Below are 19335 nucleotides of genomic sequence, written 5' to 3'. Positions count from 1 at the left end.
TATACGTTTATGTACCGCCGGCCGTGGCTCGACAAGAAGGAGACGTATCGAGAAGTATATCTGCTCGCCAAATTCTGCGATAAGACGCTTTATGAGCGTACTTTTGCCGCTACCGCTAGGACCGGAGACAAGCAAAATTTTGCCTTTCACTATCTATCTCCAAACGATATGTCGATATTGATCTTAAAGTCTTTCAGCGCGTCTTTAGCATCCTTACTGCCCGCAAATCTCTCGATCGTACTTGCGATGCCCGCTTCCAGATCATCGCGCAGTTTGGTTTTCAGCTCCTCGGCGCTCGGTTTTTTACCGTGCTCATTACGCAGCGGCTCGCTTTTGGCGCTGGGCTCCAACTCGCTTGCCATAAGGCTGGCAAACTCCGCCGCAGCCGAAGCGGCAAGCTCATTCGGCGTAGATTGCGCGCCAAATTTCATCTCATTTGCCTGCTCGGACGCATCAAATTTATGCGCTTTAAATTCGGTACGCTCCGAAGGCTTTGAAGCATTAAATTTTATCTGCTGCGCGGCGCTCTTTGCGGGCTTACCGGACTTAAATTGCTCGCTATCCGCAGAGTTTGCGGCAAAAGAGTTTGCAAAATCGCCCTCCATAGCGCGCAAAAATCCGTCCGCAAACCCGCCGGCAACGCTATTGGCTTGCTCGCTTTGCTTCGGTAAATCTGAGGCATCTAATATGTGCGGCAAGTTTAGCTCCGAAAAATTTGGCGCAGGAGTAGAATTTGTAGTCCCGGTATTGCTAGAATTTGCAGAAGCTACGAAATTTGCGCCAATTGAATTCCATGCTTCATTATGAGCAGACATAGGCGTATTCTGTGCAAGTCCGCCAGTAAATTCCATAATTTGAAACGGAACGGCGTTATAGAGATTTTCACGAGGTATATCGCCCGCACCCGCTAACGTAATCGGCGCATCTGAAGCGACCTCGTATTGAGACGAAATTTGCGTTTTTTGAAAATCCGTAGCCGTTTTATTTTTATCATGCGCAGATTTTTTATCCTCTTTTTCATCGGAAGCAAACGCAGCCGCAGCGAAATTATCATATCCGCCAAACTCCTCCACGGGCATGCCGGCACTATCGAAAAGCCTGGAAAAATCCATATCAAATCCACTGTTAACAGACGCGCCAGCTGCATCTTGCACTACTTGCGAAGCAGATTTTTTTTCATCTGTTTTATAGGCAAATGAGCCGTCTGACTCATGCTGTTTAAGCGTAACATCCGCAGGATCTTTCGCTTCCTCTAGATTAGGCGCAGCGTCTGCTTTTTTTTCAACAGTAGTTTCATTAGGGCTGCCAGCTCTTTGCGACTCGTCTTGCTGCGCAAGCGGTAAAGTTTCGCTTGCCTGTGCGACAAGAATTTCATCTTCTGTCTGCGATTTATCTGTTTTTAAATTCTTAGGATTTTCATCGTCTAGCGCTGCTAAAGCTATCGGAGCGTCATCCTTTGCGAGCGAAATTTCATCTTGAGGCGCATGATTACTTTCGGCGGGTTCGCTTGTGCCGATACTATTTAACGGCACATCCTCAGGGATATCGCTAGCAGCTAAGTTTAGAGGCATATCATCTGCGATATTATCCGCAATCTTTTCTGCGACGGCGTTAAGCGGCGTATCATCGGCGATGGTGTCCGCAAGAGCTGCTTCATCTGCAAGCTGCGAGAGCGGAATATCATCTGCGATCTCGTCCGTGCGCGGCATATCGCCTACCAACTGCGAAAGCGGCACATCATCTGCAATCTCGGGCGCTATATCGTTTGCCAGCTGCGAAAGCGGTATATCCTTGCCGGAGTCATAAAAGCTATCCACAAGCTCTTCAAAATTACTACCCGAAGCGGAATTTGCCTGATCAATCGCATCGATCTCTTTCATAACGGAGCTTGCGTCGGCAAATTCTTTCGCCATTTTTTCTTTCGCCTGCACGCTCATATTTTGAACCGAAAACTCGCTGATAAACGTGATGAGCTCAAGCGGCGAAAAAGGCTTGGTAAGGGTGTATCGCGCTCCTGGCACCGAGACATTCTTAGGCGTCAGAAACAGCGTCTTATTAAGATCAAATTTTGAAATATCATCGCCATCTTCATAATTTTTTATCGTCAAATCATATTCACTCTCGTCTGCACTATATGCTACCAGATCCGCACCAATGCGCTCGCAGCAAATATTTACGACACTTGCAACCTGCTCATTGTGATTGTCAAGTAGAATTTTCATTTATGACCTTTTAGAAAGAATTTGGGCTATTGTAAGATATTTTTGGTTATTAATTGCTTATATTTGCGCTAAATTTCGGTTATTTAGACGATAAACTTTGCAGCATTTTTGCGCTAAATTCTCATCGTGGGTCACGAGCACGAGCGCGCCACGGCTGGATTTTACGTAATCAAAGATCACGCTCATGACCTCGTTTGCGGTATCCTTGTCTAAATTTCCAGTAGGCTCGTCGGCAAAGATTATGCGCGGCTTTTTACAAAGTATGCGAGCGATGCTCACGCGCTGCTGCTGCCCGCCGCTAAGCTCGCCCACGCCCTGTTTTAGAGTATGCTCGATCTGAAGCTTTTTTAAAATTCCATCATCTATCGCGTTATTCGTAAGTTTGGCGGCGAGTTCGATATTTTCGCCGGAGGAGAAGCCCTTAAAAAGGTAGTGAGATTGAAATATTATGCCAAAGTCGTTGCGGCGGATTTTAAGTCTTTCATCGGAGCTTAGCTCGTAAATACTGCGCCCGTTATAGATTACCTCGCCCGAGTTCGGTTTTAAAAGCGTGCATAGAATATGAAGCAGGGTCGATTTGCCGCAGCCGCTAACGCCCAAAATGGCGATACTCTCACCCTCCCCAACGCTTAAGCTTACATTTTCAAAGAGCGTATAATCATACGCATGAGTAAGATTTACGCCCTTTAGAAGTTCCATATTTAGCCGATTTGAGCCGCTACTTCGGCAGCGAAGTCTTCGCTCTTTTTCTCTAGGCCTTCGCCCACTTCGAAGCGGACGTATTTTACGATCTCGATTTTGCCACCTAGTTTTTTAGCTTCTTCCTCGATAACCTGCTCGACGGTTTTCTTATCGTCCATTACGTAAAATTGCCCTAGCAGCGTGAGGCGCTGATCGATCTGGGTATTATCGGCGATGAAGCGATCGATCTGACCCGGCAAAATTTTATCCCAAATTTTTTCAGGTTTATTTTGCTTGCGAAGCTCATCTTTTAAAACTTCGATCTCTTTGGCTAAAATTTCGTCCGTTAGATGTGCGCGCGAGCCGAACTGTGGGATCTTATGAAGGGGCTTACCTAAGCGCACAAACTCCTCGTTTTCCTTCTCAAACTCGCCTTTAAGAGCTAAAAATTCCTTCTCGATAAAATCAGGGTCAAGCTCTTTATAGCTGATAACCTGAGGTTTCATCGCGGCTGCATGCATGCAGAGATTTTTTATAAGCTCCTTCGCACCCTCCGCAGTTCGCTCGCTGTCGCAAGCTGCTGCGATGATTACACCTACGCGGCCGTTTGAATGCAGGTAGCCGTTTACCACGCCGTTTACGCCCGCCTTAATCGTCTCAAATCTTCTAACGACTAAATTTTCGCCGATCGTAGCGATCTGGCTCTTTAGATGCTCATCAAATTTAACGCCGTCGATGATGCTGGAATTTAGCTCATCAATGCTGCTAATGCCCTTGCTTTGGATATGTAGAGTAGTATTTTTAACTAAATTTATAAAATTTTGATTTTTAGCTACGAAGTCGGTTTCGGAATTTATCTCGCTTATGGTGGCGATCTTGTGATCCGCGCCCACTTCGACGCTCACTAGGCCCTCGCTAGCTAGGCGGTCGGCTTTTTTAGCAGCCTTTCCAAGGCCCTTTTCGCGAAGCAGATCGACGGCTTTATCCATATCACCGTCTGTTTCAACTAAAGCCTTCTTGCAGTCCATCATCCCCGCTCCGGTGCTTTCGCGGAGCTCTTTTACCATTTGCGCGCTGATTTCCATTACTCTTCGTCCTCGCTTACGTCAAAATCCTCTTCGCTCATCGCCTCGGCTACGACTTCCTCTTTCTCCTCGTCGCTGACGGCTTCGCTCTGCTCGACATCCTCGCTCGCATCTTGATCGCGAAGCGCCTTGCCTTCGTTGATCGCCTCAGCCATCTCTTGGCAGAAAAGCTGAACCGAGCGGATCGCATCGTCGTTACCAGGTATTGGGAAATCGACTACGTCCGGATCGCAGTTCGTATCCAAAGGCGCGATAACCGGCATTTTTAGGCGGTTAGCTTCCGCTACGGCGATCTTTTCTTTAACTACGTCGATGACGAAGATCATATCAGGAAGGCCCTTCATATTGCGAATGCCGCCTAGATAAAGCTCGAGCTTCTCTTTTTTTCGGCGAAGCATTAGCGCCTCTTTTTTGGTTAGTAAATTTATCGAGCCGTCCTCTTCCATAGTCTCGATTACTTCGAGCTTGCGGATCGATTGCTTGATAGTGGAAAAATTCGTCAGCATGCCGCCTAGCCATCTGTGGCTTACATAAGGCATGCCGCATTTTTCTGCATACTCTTTTAGCGTCGCGCCGGCTTGTTTTTTGGTACCTACGAAAAGTATCGTCTTGCCCTCGGCAGCCGCGTCGCGCACGATATTATAAGTGTAGCGGAAGTAGCGGATAGTTTTTTGTAGATCTATGATGTAGATACCTTTGCGCTCGCCGAAAATGAATTTTTTCATCTTCGGATTCCATCTGCGTGTTTGGTGTCCGAAATGAACGCCGCACTCTAGCAAATCTCTCATTGTTACCATGAGTTTTCTCCTTGTGGGTTGCCCCGAAATTTAGGTTTCTCCTCCGCACCCATTAACATTTGTTTTAACAAACGCAACCAAATTTTAGGATTGGTGTGTGTGAATTGAAGCTGGGATTATATTTAAAAATAGCTAAATTAAAGCTAAATTTAATATAATCCAAACCTCGGCGCGGTTAAATTTTGCGCTGCAAAGATGAGACGGTCGTAAAGGTAGAGAGCAAGATTATTCGTCAAATTTAAATTCGCCGAATTTAAAAAGCGGCATCTGCTTCAAATTTCACTCAAAAAATCCCTTTTTCACGAGCTTGCCCTCTTTCACGCAAAACTCCCCTTTCGCGATCACGCTATCTAAATTTAGAGCTTCGTCAAATACCGCAAAATCGGCGTCAAAGCCTACTTTTATCTCGCCTTTGCCGCTTAGATTTAGGTATTTTGCGACGTTTTTACCCATCATGCTTAGCGCTTGCGGGATGGTTAGGATTTTATTTTTCACGCAGGCTTGAATGACCTCTAAATTCGTCTCGCACGAAGCGCAGCCGTAGCCCACTAGCGCGCCGTTTTCGTCGAATCTAGGGACGCTGCCGTTGCCGTCCGAGCTCATCGTTAGACGCTCTAAATTTAGCCCGTTAGCAAGCCCGTACGCGATAACTTCGTGAAGCGGGGCAAATTTACTTCCGCCGCTCGTGATGTCGATGTAGCCGCCCATTTTTTGAAATTTGATCACCTCGTCAAAGAGCTCCTTCGTCCGCGCACAGTGCGTCGGCGAGAAGTAATTAACCGGGAACGAATAATCCTTGATCACGCTAAAAATCAGGTCAAATTTATCCGCGAGCCCGCCCATGTGCATATGCAGTACGCCGCCTTTTTTCGAGATCATACCACCGATGCGGATCTGCGTCAGGGTCTTGATGAGCTCCTGCGCGGTCGGGTAGCTGCCGCGGTTGTCGCTCATCGCGATCTTACAGCCGATGACCTTGTCGATGAGGACCAGATCGCGCGTGACGGAGCCCGTAAATGTGACGCTAGGCAGCGCGTAAGAGCCGGTGTGGATGAAGGTCGAGATGCCCTCGTATTCGAGCGCTTTGGCCTTTGAGTAGAGGTTTTCCAGACTCCTAGTGCACCCGTCGGTGCCTAGCGTACCTACGACCGTCGTCGTACCGTAGCGGATGATTTGCGATAGCGTTATTTCGGGCGTTCGCGAATGATAACCAGCCTCGCCGCCGCCGCCCGTGATGTGTACGTGCTGATCTATGAGCCCAGGCGCTAAAATTTTACCCTCTAGATCGTAAACCTCAAGTCCCTCGACTCGAAAATCAAGCCCTTTAGAAACGGCTAAAATTTTACCACCTCCGAGCAAAACGTCGCTCCTGCCGACGTGCTCTGGCGCGTATAGATCGGCATTTTTAAGTAACAGCATATTTTCTCCTTTGCTTTGGATTTTTGATTGTAAATTTTACGTTTTTTGGCTTTCTTGACTGCGATGTCACGCCACAATCTAGCCTCTTTTCGCCGCTTTGCTTTACAGCGCCTCTACGTTAAATTTTATAGAGTTTCATAAAATTCAGGTAACCTCGCGGAGAAATTTTATATCTTAAATTTTTTGCTTTTCATCGGAATGGCTTATTCATCACAAAGCCGCAGAAGCGCCCCGTGACGCCGTCTCTGCGGTATGAAAAATGCCGCTCGCTCTCGAAGGTGCAGCGTGGATCAAATTTAACGTTTCGTACCCCAGCAGCTGCGAGCTCATCGCGCAGCGCGGCGTTCATATCGAAATGCCCCTGCGTTTTGTAACGCTCAAACTCGCCCAGATCAAGCCCGCCAAGTTCGTAGTTTCGCGCCTTGATATTCGCGCCCACGAACACATTCAGCTCCGCAGCGACGCAGCCGAAGCGCTCGCACATCAAATTTATCGCATTGGTGCAGATCCGCCCTATCACGCCCGCGCGCCCCGCATGCACTGCAGCGACCACTCCGCGCCGCTCGTCCGCGATCAGCACGGGCGAGCAGTCCGCTACCAGCACGCACAGCGCCACGCCGCGCAGATCGGTCACGAGCCCATCGCAGGGCGGGATTTCATCGCTACCTGCGCGTAAAATTTCAACTTTGTTTGAGTGGATCTGACGCATAAATTTTAAATTTCGAGGCGCGATGCCGAGCGCGGCGGCTAAAATTTCGCGGTTTTGCGCGACGTTTTGCGGATCGTCGCCCACGTGATCCCCTAAATTTAAGCTCGCGTAGGCTCCGCCGCTTACGCCGCCTTCGCGCGCGCTAAAGCCAGCCAGAACGCCGTGCCCGTCCAATACAAACTCAAGATTTTCTCTGCAAATTTCGGTGTTGGTCATCGTGCGCTACTTGGCGCCCTAATACAGGCTCAAAATTTTATCTACTGCATCCCACGAAAGCCCCTCTTTTTCGCCCTCGGCGCTCTCATCGCGCGCCGTGTCCATACCGCAGACGGGCTGTCCGCCGACAAAGCGTAGCTGCGCCGCGACGTATCGCGCGAGCAGATCGGTCTCGATATTTACGCGGCGCCCGATTTTGTAGGATCCAAAGAGCGTATCCTTAAGCGTGAGCGGGATGATCGTAAGGCGAATAGCGCAGCTTTGCGCTTCGCTTTTTAAATTTGCGTCCAAGGAGTTTGGATCGCGAACGGAATTTGAGCCGCTAGAATTTGGCCCGTGCAAGCTTGCGCCGTTAAAATTTGCACAGCGCGACTCTTTGCGGTCTTTGTGAATAAAATTTCCGCCGCCCGCAAGCACTTCGTTGATCGTTAGGCTCACGCCGTCGATCGCTACCGAGCCCTTCGGCGCTAGCAGCGGCGCTATATGCAGCGGCGCACGGATAAAAAAATCGACGCCGCTTGCAAGCTTTGAAATTTTATAAATTTCGCCTACGGCGTCGATGTGTCCTTGGATCAAATGCCCGTCTATGCGCTCGCCTAGCCGCATCGCTGGCTCGATATGCACCGAGCCGCGCAGGTTTTGTGCGGCGATGACGCGTGCCGTCTCGCTCGAAAGCTGCACCGCAAATCCGTCCGCAAAAAGCCGCGTCACGCTTAGGCACGCGCCGTTTACCGCGACGCTATCGCCAAGCGCAGGTCGGTATCTCGCACGCAGTCGCAGCAAATCGCCGCTAAAGCTCGCAACCTGCGCGATCTCTCTGATCAGTCCGTTAAACATTATGAGCCTTTGGAATTTTTACGTGATATTAGCGTAGAATTTTGAAATTTAAGGTTAAGCAAAGCTCGGCGAGCGCGAAGCCCGCCGAATGAAGTTTGAAATTATTTTTTAGAGACGATGAAATCGGCTAGCGCTTCGATCGATTCGTCGTTGAGCGAAGCTGCTTGACCCTTCATAACGCCCATCATGCCGAATTTTCCCTTGCCGTCGCCCAAGGTGCCGTCTTTGTAGCCCTTTAGGCTAGCGATGATATCTTCCTTGCTTAGGGTGTTTAGCGCAGGTACTTTGCCGCCAAGATAAGGCTTCTCGGCGTTAGCTCCATGACAGGCCACGCATTTTTTATATAAAGTAGCGCCATCAGCGGCGAATACACTCGAACTAAACGCCGCAACCGCAGCACATGCAATAAGAACTTTTTTCATTCCTATCCTTTCTTTTTAAATTGTGGGTGCAGTATAATCAAAATTTAGTAAATTTCGGTTAAATTTTTGCAATTTGCGCCAAAGAGGCGAAATTCTATTTACTGCGAACTTTAGCGTAGGGGCTTGAAGCGGAATTTGCGCTGTAAAATTTTAAGCGAATTTCGCCTTGCCACTTAAATTTCAATCGCAGAATTTCGTGGCAAAATCCTAAGGCTAATTTCATCTAGACGTCAAATTCCATCGCAAAATTTCGCGTAGAATTTTAAAATTTAACTGCTTTACTTTATGCGCGAAATTTCGCCTTTTTGCATCTTATAAATTTTATCTGCGGCGCCGAAGTATTTATCATCGTGCGAGATCGCAAAAATCGTATATCCGCGCGATTTCAGCTCTGGCAAAATTCGCTCGTAAAACTCCGCGCGAAACTGCGGATCGAGATCGGCCGCAAACTCATCAAGCATCAAAAATTTTCGCCCGTCCATCAGCACGCTTACGAGCGCCAAGCGCTTACGCTGCCCGCTAGATAGGCTCGTGGTGCTAAATTTAGCCCCCTTTAGCTCAACCTTATCCTGCAGGTGCGTAAGCGCCAGCCACTCGCGCGCGATGTCCGCATCGCCCGTAGCATAGTCGAAGAGATAAAAATCGCTGAAAACGGCGCTTATATTATTGCTGTAAGCGCGCAGATCAGAGGGTTTAAGAGCCGCGCCGTCGGCTAAAATTTCGCCCGTTTGCGGCGTATAAAGGCCCGCCAAGATCATAAAAAGCGTCGATTTTCCGCTGCCGTTTTCGCCGATTAAAAACACCGTCTCGCCCGCATTTAGCTGCAAGCTTACCCCTTTTATGCCGAATTTCCCGCCCGGATACGAAAAGCTCACGTCCTTAAGCTCCAGGCTGCGCCACGGCTGCATTTGCGCAAGCTCGAAGCCCTGCACGAACGGGTCCAAGTTTAGCTCATTTATCTTTGCATAGGCGATCTTGGCGCGCAGCACGCTAGGAAGCGAGAATATGAGCATCATCAAAGGCGCGCGCAAAAAAAGCACCGTAAGCGCGATCGTTACGGCGTTTGCAAGCTCCGCTTTGCCGCCGCTTAGCCCAAAATAAAGCACAAATCCCACCGCGCCGAGCATCATCACGTTCATAAAATTACTCGCAAATGCGCCGTAAACCTCGGCTCGCAGCGAGCTTTGGCGTAAATTTTGCGCGTTTGGCAAAAAGTCGTTTTCGTATAGGCTCTTTGCTTTGGCTAGGCTTAGCGACAGCTCCTTGTGCCCCTCGATCGCCGCGGCGTAGTTTTTATACAAAACGTCCTCGTTTTGGCGGTATAGATCGTAATTTTGCATGACTTTTTTCATCAAAAAGCGGTTGAATACCATCAGCGCGCCGATCCAGACGAATAAAAACGCAAACATCATAGGCGCGATGTATAGCACGTAGATACCGCAAAACAGCACGATCATCGCGCCTTGGATCAGCTCAGAGATGCGCATAAAGCCCTCGGTCAGGCGCGAAATATCGCTGGAAAGGGACGCAAGCAGGTTCGCCTTTGACGCAGCCTCGATGCGCTCGAACTTCGTATCGATGATCTGCTTGATGATCTTAGTGCGTAGATCGAATACGAAGTCGTTTTCCATCTTGCAAAGCATGATGCGGCTTAGCACCGAAAGCAGCAGAAATAGCGCCAAGAGCGCGAAAAATAGCGCGATGATGCGCCCGCCTCTTTCGGCGCCGTCAAGTAGATATTTATTGATAAAGCTTAAAATCAAGATCCCCGAGCCGCTGTAGATCGCGTTTAGCGCGAGCATCGCGAGGATTTGTTTGGTATATTTTTTCATCTTTCGCCCCAATGAAATTTGAGCGCAATTGTGGCAAAATTCGCTTGAAAAAACGGTTAAATTTTAAATCCCGTTCTCATTTCGCGAATAAAATTTTACCCGGGCTGCGTAAAATTCCGACGTAAATTTATCCACTTTTGGCGCGCTAGGAGCGATAAGCTCTATCTGTATTCCCGCCCCTGACAAAAATTAGCAGAAGGATCAAATTTGACGGATCGTAAAATTTTGAATCAAATTTAAAAACCTAAAGCGGCGGAGCGCAAAATTTTAACTATATTTTTAAAATTTTATAAGCTTTGCAGGCTCTGCTAAAATCCAAATTTAACTCTAAGCATCGCCCTTTTTGTTGCGCTCCGTGATAAATTTAGCTAATAAATTTATCTCCAATTTACTCACTTCAAATAGCGCCGTGATTTTCTTTTCGGCTAGGTCTAAATTTTTATCGCAAACGACCTTGAAATATCTACGCAGCTCGGCGTAATCGCTTGGATTGCTGATCATAAAATTACAAAATAAACCGTTTTTGCCCTGTAAAAATATCATATCAAAAACGCTATCAATGCCCTTGCCAAAATGAAAAATGATCTGGGGCAAAAGCACTGCGCAGATCGTCGCTAAAATTATAAAAATAGATGTCACTACGGGCAGCACTACAAACATCGCCGCCATGATAACGACAAGAAATATTATGCCTGATTTACCGCCGACGCTATCTAGCCCGTAATGTATCGGAAGCGCGTAGGATACTGTTTTGTGAAGCTTTCGTATTTGACGCGGCGCAATTTCCGCAAAAATGTTACCGTCAATTATCTTGACGATTTTATCATTATAAAAATAGACATAAGCGTTTCTATAGAAATTCATATCGAATTTTCTCCTGCCTATGACGAGCAAAAAGCATAATGAAATTTTAAATATATCGGAGTTGCCGCCAAAAAATACGTTTCTTAAAATTCCGAAAGCCATTAATGCAAACATCAAAATAATCGAAATTTTTATGACCTGATTAGTTTCGTCTTTGATGACTAGCGGCTCTTTGTCGTAGTCTCTTGCAAATTTTCTCAGGCTTAAATTTAACTCATCTTGCATGCTCATTCCTATTTTGCCTGTGTAGTAAAATTCTACTACGGCTTTCTCACGCCAGACGCACAGGTTATTTCAGGCCAAAATTTTGCTTTATGTATATGTGCAAAATATCGATCGCAGCGGGCGTTACGCCGCTGATCTCGCTAGCGGCGAACAGCGTCGGCGGAGATAGACGGCTCAGCTTCTGCACTATCTCGTTGCTAAGCCCTCCGATCTTACTAAAATCGATCTGCGGCGGGATCGCGACACCCAGCAGTCCCTTCATCCTCTCGACCTCTGCGCGCTGCATCGCGATGTAGAAATGATACTTGCACTGCGTTAAAATTTCATCCAAAACCTCATCGCTAAAGCCCTCAAAATGCGGCGCCAGAGCGAGCAATCCCGCCTTTGAAAAACCGCTTTGAGAGGCGATTTTTTGCAAGCTACAGCTTTGTGAAATGGGCTCTGCGCCGATACTTTGTAGTAGGCTAAGCGTCTGTTTCGAAGGGGTAATCTGTGTTTTTAGTAAAAATTCCATTCCGCTCTCCACGTCAAGCTTAAACTTGCGCGTCCGCTCGTAACTCGCCTCGTCTAAAAGCCCGATCTCGCGGCCGTATTCGCTTAGACGCAGCACGGCGTTGCCCTCGCGCAGCAGCAGGCGAAATTCCGCGCGCGAAGTAAACATTCGGTAAGGCTCGTTCGTGCCCTTGGTAACCAGATCGTCGATCAAAACGCCTATATACGCCTCATCCCTGCGCAAAATCAAAGGCTGCCGCTCGCGCAAATCAAGCACGGCGTTGATGCCCGCCATCAGCCCCTGTGCCGCGGCCTCCTCGTAGCCCGTGGTGCCGTTGATCTGCCCCGCTAAAAAAAGCCCGCGGATCTTTTTGGTCTCGAGGCTGTGTTTAAGCTCGGTAGGATCGATAAAATCGTATTCGATCGCATATCCCGGGCGGACGATTTTAGCATTTTCAAAGCCTCTGATCGTGCGCAAAAATGCAATCTGCACGTCGTAAGGAAGGCTCGTAGAGAGGCCGTTTACGTAATACTCCGTAGCCTCGCGCGTCTGCGGCTCGACGAAGACGTGGTGTCGGTCTCGATTTGGAAATTCATAAATTTTAGTCTCGATGCTCGGGCAGTAGCGCGGACCGGTGCTTGAAATTTGCCCCGTAAACATCGGCGCGCGGGCGAAATTTTCGCGGATGATCTCGTGCGTGCGTTCGTTCGTATAAGCGATGAAGCAAGCAAGCTGCTTCGGCGCAAAATCTTTGCTGCGAAAGCTGAAAGGGCGCGGATCCGCGTCGCCGTCTTGGCGCTCAAGCACGCTAAAATCGATCGTCTTAGCATCGATCCTTGGGCAGGTGCCCGTCTTTAGCCGCCCCATTTGCAGTCCCAGACTTCGCAGCGATTCGGCTAGCTCAATGCTCGCTAGCTCGCCCACGCGCCCCGCTTGCAGCTTGTTCTCGCCCACGTGAATTAGCCCGTTTAAAAAGGTGCCGGCGGTGATTATCAGATGCTCGGTCTCATAAACGTTGCCAAGATGGGTCTTAACGCCGTAAACGCGCTGCTCGCCGCCTTGCTCGCAGGTTAAAATTTCGCTCGCGATCTCCTGGCTTATATCCAGCCCCTGCGTGTTTAGCAGCAAATTTCGCATGTAGATGCGGTATTCGTCCATATCGATCTGAGCGCGCGAGCCGCGCACCGCGGGGCCCTTGCTCTCGTTTAAAATTCTAAACTGCAGCCCGCACGCATCCGCCGCAAGCCCCATCTGACCGCCCAACGCGTCGATCTCCTTTACCAGATGCCCCTTTGCAAGGCCGCCGATTGCGGGGTTACAGCTCGCAGCGCCGATCTGCTCGGCTAAGATCGTAATTAGCAGCGTCTTTGCGCCCATTTTTGCGGCGGCTAAGCTCGCCTCGATACCAGCGTGCCCGCCGCCCACAACGATAACATCGTATTTCATTTTTTACCTTTAAATTTAAAGCCGCAATTTTAGCTAAAATAAAATTTCAAAACGATAAATCGCGCGCAGATACCATGGGTAGCGGCTCGCTATGTATTTTTCATACGCGTAAAATTTTACCGCGCCGCAACTTTGAAGCGAGTTTAATTTGCTCCGTCGCATAAGCAGAATGCGGACGAGCCGTCCGTAAAAATCGCGGCGCAAAATCGGCACGCGAATGGCATAAAATTCCGTGTGAAATTTTTAGCGCAAAATTCCTGCGCCAAAATTTCATGCGCGAGCTTTGCTTTAAATTTCGCATTGTATAATTACGCATTTTTATCAAAAAGGATGAATGCTGATAGATAAAGCTTATGTTTGCGCGCTGAAAGATCGCGTGATAGGCGGCTGCGAGATTGCAAAGCAGCAGGCGCTAGAGCTGGCGCGATGCGAGGATTTGGGCGCGCTTTTTGCGGCGGCGGATGAGATCAGGCGCGCTTTTTGCGGCGATAAATTTAATCTCTGCACGATCATAAACGTAAAATCGGGGCGCTGTAGCGAGGACTGCAAATACTGCGCGCAGTCGGCGCATTTTAACACGGGCTGCGAGATTTACGGAATTTTGAGCGAACAGCAAGTGCTAAGCGCTGCGCTTGCAAACGAAGCCGAACAGACGCACCGCTTCTCGCTCGTCGCCAGCGGGCGCGGAATTTCTCAAAAAAGCTCCGATCTGAGGGCATACTGCGCGATCTATGAGCGGCTGCGAAGCCAGACGCGGCTGCATCTGTGCGCCTCGCTGGGAATCGCCTCAAAGCCCGCGCTAGCGCTACTTAAAGCAAGCGGCGTGCAGACCTATCATCACAATCTCGAGACTTCGCGCAAATTTTATCCGCAGATCTGCACGACGCACAGCTACGACGACCGCATCCAAACTATCGAAAATTGTCGCGCCGTAGGGCTTGACGTATGTAGCGGCGGGATTTTTGGGCTGGGCGAAAATATGGAGGATCGCATCGATATGGCGCTGCAGCTGCGAGAGCTGGGCGTTAGCTCCGTGCCGATCAATATCCTGACCCCGATCAATGGCACTCCGCTGCAAAACGCCGCGCCGCTAGAGCACGATGAAATTTTAAAATCGATCGCGATCTACCGCTTCATCTTGCCGCGCGCGTATCTGCGCTTCGCAGGCGGCAGGCGGAATTTGGGCGAGCATGTGCGCACGGCGCTTGGATGCGGCATCAACTCGGCGCTTACGGGCAATTTCCTAACCACCACCGGCGATAGCATCGCAAGCGATAAGGCGCTTGTGGCGCAGTGTGGATTCGACCTCGCAAAGGGCGCGGATTAGCGTCGGTCGGGAATTAAAGATAAAATTTAAGAGGCGGCTATGAAGTTAAAATTTTTCCCTTCCCTTATTTTGGTTGTCTTGCTTTGCGGTTGCTCGCTGCTCCCGCGGGACGACAAGGAGGCTTCATTAGTGGCGGACGCGAGCGGATGCGACGTCGCAAGCTCGCTAAATAAGGAGCAGCCAAACCGCTGCGTGAAGCGGCAAAAAATTGACGCCGAAGCCGCGCGAAAGGCGCAAGAGCCGGCAGTATCGCGAGACGCGTTTAATTCATTCAAGGAGAATAGCGCGCAAGCTCAGCAAAGAGCGCAGCAGCAGTATATCGCCACGCAGCGAAGCCTAATGCAACAGCAATCGCAGCAGCAATTGGAGCAGATGCAGCAGCGACAAAATATGAGAAATTTACAAAACGAGCAGAACTGGAACAGGCTGCGCAATCTGGAAAATATAAGTAGCGGCGGGATTTAGCCGTGAATTTTACAATTTGATCTAAATTTTAATTCGTGCGACTTTAATTCTAGATCAATTAACCTCGATAAAAATATGATGAAATTTTAATCAACATACTACAAAATCAAATGAGGTCTTAATTTCAAGGGCAGACAGCCGAATGCTAGAAAATTTTAATTGATTTTAAGTGATGAAATGGTGACCCACAGGGGGTTTGGCTTTAGTGTATATATCGCCTAAAATAGGCAATATGTAAATTTTAGTTATACACTTTTTTATACAAAAATTTTAGTAAGCATCTAGCGGGATTTATAAATTTTATGAAAAAATCAATTATACCAAAGATACACAAAATCAAAAGAAGGGGTAGCTAGTGAACATTCCTCCAGAGCTTTACTTAAAATTTGCAAAAGATATAGAGCCGGAAATCTTTGAGAACAAAACGCCCAAATTTCACCTGGACGTTTTGAAATTTATCGACGGCGCGGATCAATACAAAGCCGTAGTTATATTTCGCGGTAGCGCAAAAACTACGCTACTCAATAAAATTTACGTCGTCAGCAGGCTATATTTTTACGCAGAGCCCTTTATTATGATAGCTTCCGCAAACGATACGAAAGCAAAGCTATTCGTAGAGGCAATAAAAAACTCGATCGATAAAGCAGCTGCCAAAGGTTACGCGATAGAGCGCGGTAAAATTTGGAACAAAGACCGCATAGAGGTCGTCGTTAATCGCGGCAAAAAAGACCGAAACGGAAACGATATGGAGCGAACCTGCCACGTAGTATCACTCAGCTCCGGGCAGGATCCGCGCGGTGCTAATATCGATAATATGCGCCCGACGCTTATCATAGTTGATGATTTAGAGAGCAAGGACGGGCAATTCCCGGTTGGAAACAAGGCGAGCCGTCAAAAGCTTCGAGGTTGGTTTTATGCGGATCTGCTCCCCGCCGTGCACCCCGTTCGCGGTAAAGTGGTAGTGCTAGGCACTATTCTGCATGAGGATAGTATCCTGAATAATATCGTGAACAATGAGAATATAGAAGAAGCCAACAAGCAGGGATGGCAACACATAAAAATTCCTATCATAGAAAACGGCGCGAGCGCCTGGCCGTCTCGTTTCCCTTTATCCCGCATAAAAGCAATACAAAATCAGCTCGTCTCAAAGGGGCTTGCAAATGAATTTTATCAAGAGTATATGTGCGCAGCGATCGATCCGCAAAGAGCGATTTTCAAACGCGAGTATTTTCGCTACTTCGAGCGCGTAGAATACGACATCGGCGCAGAACCAGAAGCCCTAAACATTACGGACGGCGTTAATATACGAACGCTGCAAATCAGAAAGGCCATAAATTTAACGCTAGGCGGCGAAAAAATAGAGCTTGCAAAATGTCAAATTTTTACAACGATTGATCTGGCAAGTGCAAACGGCCGCGACCAAACTGCGATGATAACTTCGGCCGTCGATAGCAAAAATCGTATATTCATAATAGACATCAGCGCCGGGCACTGGACGCCGTTTGAAAAGAGCGTTGAGATCATACGGATTTTTCAAATATTCGGCTGCACCAGGATAGGAATCGAAAAAGCCGGAATGCAAAACGATTTTTTCTATACGATTGACATCATACAAAAAATGACTGGAGTGCATCTCCCCATCGATCAACTTAGCCACGGCGGAAAGGCAAAAAATACCCGCATATCAAACCTAGAGCCATATTACCGCACCGGGCAAATTTATCACAACGCAAGCATAGACTCAAGCACTGAGCTAGAGGCGCAACTCCTCAGCTTCGATAGTGAAGTCGAGAGCAAAGAGGATGATCTGATGGATGCTCTCGCGTATTTACAACAATATATCGTGGGGCGAGAATTTGACGAGCCGGAATACGAGGACGAGGACTATGAAGGCGCCGAGGCATGGGCGTGAATTCGCGCCGGCAGGACAAATGCAGGCGGCCACCGCTCCCCCGCAAGCGCAAAGCCCTAATACTTACGCTTCTTTGCGCATCGCGGGACATAAATTTGCGGGCTTAAATTTTAAGCAGATAATAAAATGTGCTCGTATCTTTCGCAGGACAAAAAGCCTAAATTTTGAAATTTTTCTTTACACCGTCAGTATTTGGCGGAAAATTCCGAGTGGGGTCATAGTCCCCCGTCAAGAGAGTAAGCGGGCGCTATCAAAGCCCAACAGCAGCGCGCCTATGATAGATTATGATATAATCATAGGGCGGGCGCATAGGATTTAAGCAAATAGTTATCAAGACCGAGCCGAAATTACGCGCGAAACTTAAACGGCTCGCGCCTAAATTTTCACACTTTCCTTAAGCGAAAACGGACAAATTCGCGTCATTTTTGCCGCTTGAAACTTAAACTTAATTTTCACGGCCCTTTCAAATGCCTATTTTAGGGCAATCCATGAAATTAACTATTGAAAATAATTCTTTTCAAAAAAATGTATTTTCACGAAATTTGCCCCCAAACTCTGCCCCGAACCTTAAGCCGAGTTTGCCTCAATCCGCCCAGACTTTAGCGCCAAAAATCCGCGATCTGTCCCGAAAACGGAGCGGTGCACATCCGAAAAACCCGCTTGCCGCCCCAACCCCGTCGGTATTTCCTTCTATCTGCTTTGCGAAGCTCCGCGCGCTGGTTCTCGTGCCAAGGTGCATACGTAAGCAGGCGGCGTTGGCGCTTACCAGGCGCGGGCGCACTTGTGGACGTTAGAGGGCTTCGGCTCGATCAAGGCGGCGCGCCAAGCGCTATATACCACTCACGAGCACAGCCCCGAGACCGCTTCGAAAGCCTTGTGAGTCCGCGCAGAGATCGCCCATGCTCGTCGCGGTCGCGAAACGGGCAGAAGTCGGCCGCTGCCCGTCTGCGGCGATAGCTTCGCGGGAGCGCGTATGGTCGGCGGAACTGGATCGTTGGGATTTTTGCTATTTGCGGCAGCGGAGTCGTTACGAACGTGTGCGGCGATTTGATGCGCTATTTACGCCCGGGCGCTGCGACGATGCGCTAAACCGACGCTGTGAGCCTAAAGCTCCGCGTCCATTTCGTCTTTGATGATCTCTTTGATTTTGTCGAACATGATATAAGAAAATCTTAGCTATCCCCTTTGTACCCCTTCTCTTAGCCTAGTAAAATGGTAAGATAGCTTAAATAAAAACACATAAAATCCATAGTCGCTCAAAGAAGCTATTTTATTTATCATTGCTTTGCTAAATTTATTATAATCTAGGTGCATCGTTCTATCTAGCAAAGCTACCATGTCGTTCGGCAAATAAAACATATTAGTCACCTGTTGTTTTTTTATCGCATCTATTTTATTATCTATTGCTTGTTTATCTATACCGTATTTTTCAAATACATTCTTCATTTTCTCAAGGCTAAGGATCGCTACGAACGATACGCAAATAGGAAAATTGCGCTCATTTTCGCTACTATTGTCGCAAGAGTTGGATATTATCATTACCTTAGCGTTATGTCCGTCGTATATATTTTTGCATTCTATTATATCGGACTGCAAAAGTTTGGATTTATACTCGTTAAATATATTTTCAGGCATTATCATCTTTTCCAAGTTGTTTGGAAAATCATCAAGCGAATTTTTTAAAGCCTCTTTAGCACCATTACTAAGATATTGCGGTAGATACTTTTGTATCTCGCTTTGCGGAATTCCCATATTAAGCTAACAGATCCACTATATTATCATTGATTATTTTTGCAAAATCAGCATCCAAGTCATGAGAATTTTCTATGATATTTTCAGCGAAATTTAACATACTCCTAAATAACCGGTCATCAATACCGCTTATCTGCATCAAAGAGCTTATATCTAAAAATTTACTCGTATTGTTTTGCAAAAAGTTTATCTTCGGCATATTGACCTCAGTTGCATTTAGCGCCGAGACAATAAACATCGCGGGAAATATCTTATGTATATTAGTATTCAGGGTTAAATTTTGCATTTATATACTCCTCTTTGATGATTGAAAAAAACAGCTTTTTATTGCTCTCGTGCATCTTTTCAAGCGTCTCTTTTATATTATCTATGTCTATATCCAAATCTGCGTAAATCGTCTTTATATCTATCGTCGAGCCGTTAGTGTTTTTCTTATCTACTATGGCTTGCGCCGAACCGTTTATATTTACGTTGTTAGTTATGCCCTCAGAAGTTTCTGAAAAGCTTAACTGTTTACTGGCGCATTTTGTCGGGTAGTTTATTTTTATATCGACGTTTTCAAATATATCCTCGTCTTGGAAAAAATCTATATTTTGATACTCTAAATTTATAATCTTTTTTATAACTTTGG

General features: G+C 47.6%; 18 protein-coding genes and 1 pseudogene. 3 read left to right on the top strand and 16 right to left on the bottom strand.

What is annotated here, in order from left to right; genetic code table 11:
- From Q0605_RS04730 to mnmG, 13 genes and pseudogenes are all read right to left on the bottom strand, one after another.
- Positions 1 to 150: pseudogene (locus Q0605_RS04730) on the bottom strand (AAA family ATPase); the annotation flags it as partial.
- On the bottom strand, positions 150 to 2222 hold the full coding sequence (locus Q0605_RS04725; protein ID WP_298704709.1) for a hypothetical protein: 2073 nt from the start codon (positions 2220 to 2222) through the stop codon (positions 150 to 152). The pseudogene Q0605_RS04730 and the gene Q0605_RS04725, both read right to left, overlap by 1 nt.
- 57 nt (positions 2223 to 2279) lie before the next feature.
- A complete protein-coding gene (locus Q0605_RS04720) occupies positions 2280 to 2921 on the bottom strand; it encodes an ABC transporter ATP-binding protein (protein WP_298704707.1) in 642 nt (213 codons plus the stop codon).
- Positions 2922 to 2923: 2 nt separating this feature from the next.
- Positions 2924 to 3988, bottom strand: coding sequence for a translation elongation factor Ts (gene tsf / locus Q0605_RS04715; RefSeq protein ID WP_298704705.1), 1065 nt, complete (start codon positions 3986 to 3988; stop codon positions 2924 to 2926).
- Positions 3988 to 4785 carry a 30S ribosomal protein S2 gene (gene rpsB / locus Q0605_RS04710; RefSeq protein WP_297880676.1) on the bottom strand — a complete coding sequence of 266 codons (798 nt, stop codon included), beginning with the start codon at positions 4783 to 4785 and terminating at the stop codon, positions 3988 to 3990. Before rpsB ends, tsf begins: the two co-directional genes overlap by 1 nt.
- A 279-nt stretch (positions 4786 to 5064) precedes the next feature.
- The gene (gene iadA / locus Q0605_RS04705) at positions 5065 to 6204 is read right to left on the bottom strand and encodes a beta-aspartyl-peptidase (protein ID WP_298704703.1); all 1140 of its coding nucleotides are present in this window, start codon (positions 6202 to 6204) and stop codon (positions 5065 to 5067) included.
- 190 nt (positions 6205 to 6394) lie between these two features.
- Positions 6395 to 7129 (bottom strand): polyphenol oxidase family protein, encoded by a 735-nt coding sequence (locus Q0605_RS04700; RefSeq protein WP_298704701.1) that lies wholly within the window; start codon positions 7127 to 7129, stop codon positions 6395 to 6397.
- A gap of 18 nt (positions 7130 to 7147) precedes the next feature.
- Positions 7148 to 7966: a riboflavin synthase gene (locus Q0605_RS04695; RefSeq protein WP_298704699.1), complete on the bottom strand. Its 819-nt coding sequence runs from the start codon at positions 7964 to 7966 to the stop codon at positions 7148 to 7150.
- A 101-nt stretch (positions 7967 to 8067) separates the two neighbouring features.
- Entirely contained in the window at positions 8068 to 8388 is a 321-nt protein-coding gene (locus tag Q0605_RS04690) for a c-type cytochrome (protein WP_297904747.1), read from the bottom strand.
- Between the two features lie 94 nt (positions 8389 to 8482).
- Positions 8483 to 8611 (bottom strand): hypothetical protein, encoded by a 129-nt coding sequence (locus Q0605_RS04685; RefSeq protein ID WP_298704696.1) that lies wholly within the window; start codon positions 8609 to 8611, stop codon positions 8483 to 8485.
- Between the two features lie 55 nt (positions 8612 to 8666).
- Complete coding sequence (locus Q0605_RS04680; RefSeq protein WP_298704694.1) at positions 8667 to 10220, bottom strand: cyclic peptide export ABC transporter; 1554 nt, start codon at positions 10218 to 10220, stop codon at positions 8667 to 8669.
- A 327-nt stretch (positions 10221 to 10547) separates the two neighbouring features.
- The gene (locus Q0605_RS04675; protein WP_298704692.1) at positions 10548 to 11309 is read right to left on the bottom strand and encodes a hypothetical protein; all 762 of its coding nucleotides are present in this window, start codon (positions 11307 to 11309) and stop codon (positions 10548 to 10550) included.
- Between the two features lie 64 nt (positions 11310 to 11373).
- Positions 11374 to 13248, bottom strand: a complete 1875-nt coding sequence (mnmG, locus tag Q0605_RS04670; RefSeq protein WP_298704689.1) for a tRNA uridine-5-carboxymethylaminomethyl(34) synthesis enzyme MnmG — start codon at positions 13246 to 13248, stop codon at positions 11374 to 11376.
- Between the two features lie 334 nt (positions 13249 to 13582).
- On the opposite strand from mnmG, the gene bioB reads away from it, so the two are divergent.
- The 3 genes from bioB (at position 13583) to Q0605_RS04655 (ending at position 16952) form a co-directional block, all read left to right on the top strand.
- Positions 13583 to 14575 carry a biotin synthase BioB gene (bioB, locus tag Q0605_RS04665; protein ID WP_298704688.1) on the top strand — a complete coding sequence of 331 codons (993 nt, stop codon included), beginning with the start codon at positions 13583 to 13585 and terminating at the stop codon, positions 14573 to 14575.
- A gap of 39 nt (positions 14576 to 14614) precedes the next feature.
- A complete protein-coding gene (locus Q0605_RS04660) occupies positions 14615 to 15040 on the top strand; it encodes a hypothetical protein (protein ID WP_298704686.1) in 426 nt (141 codons plus the stop codon).
- Positions 15041 to 15395: 355 nt separating this feature from the next.
- On the top strand, positions 15396 to 16952 hold the full coding sequence (locus Q0605_RS04655) for a hypothetical protein (RefSeq protein ID WP_298704685.1): 1557 nt from the start codon (positions 15396 to 15398) through the stop codon (positions 16950 to 16952).
- A gap of 1176 nt (positions 16953 to 18128) precedes the next feature.
- Here the strand turns inward: Q0605_RS04655 and Q0605_RS04650 are convergent.
- The 3 genes from Q0605_RS04650 to Q0605_RS04640 all read right to left on the bottom strand — a co-directional run.
- The gene (locus Q0605_RS04650; protein WP_298704682.1) at positions 18129 to 18704 is read right to left on the bottom strand and encodes a hypothetical protein; all 576 of its coding nucleotides are present in this window, start codon (positions 18702 to 18704) and stop codon (positions 18129 to 18131) included.
- A gap of 1 nt (position 18705) precedes the next feature.
- Complete coding sequence (locus tag Q0605_RS04645) at positions 18706 to 18990, bottom strand: hypothetical protein (RefSeq protein ID WP_298704679.1); 285 nt, start codon at positions 18988 to 18990, stop codon at positions 18706 to 18708.
- Positions 18965 to 19335, bottom strand: a 371-nt coding sequence (locus Q0605_RS04640) for a TIGR04255 family protein (protein WP_298704676.1), incomplete at its 5' end; no start/stop codon positions are given. The genes Q0605_RS04645 and Q0605_RS04640, both read right to left, overlap by 26 nt.

Origin of the sequence: uncultured Campylobacter sp., from assembly GCF_938017705.1 — a bacterium.
GTDB lineage: Bacteria > Campylobacterota > Campylobacteria > Campylobacterales > Campylobacteraceae > Campylobacter_B.
This window is presented reverse-complemented; position numbering and strand designations above follow the sequence as displayed.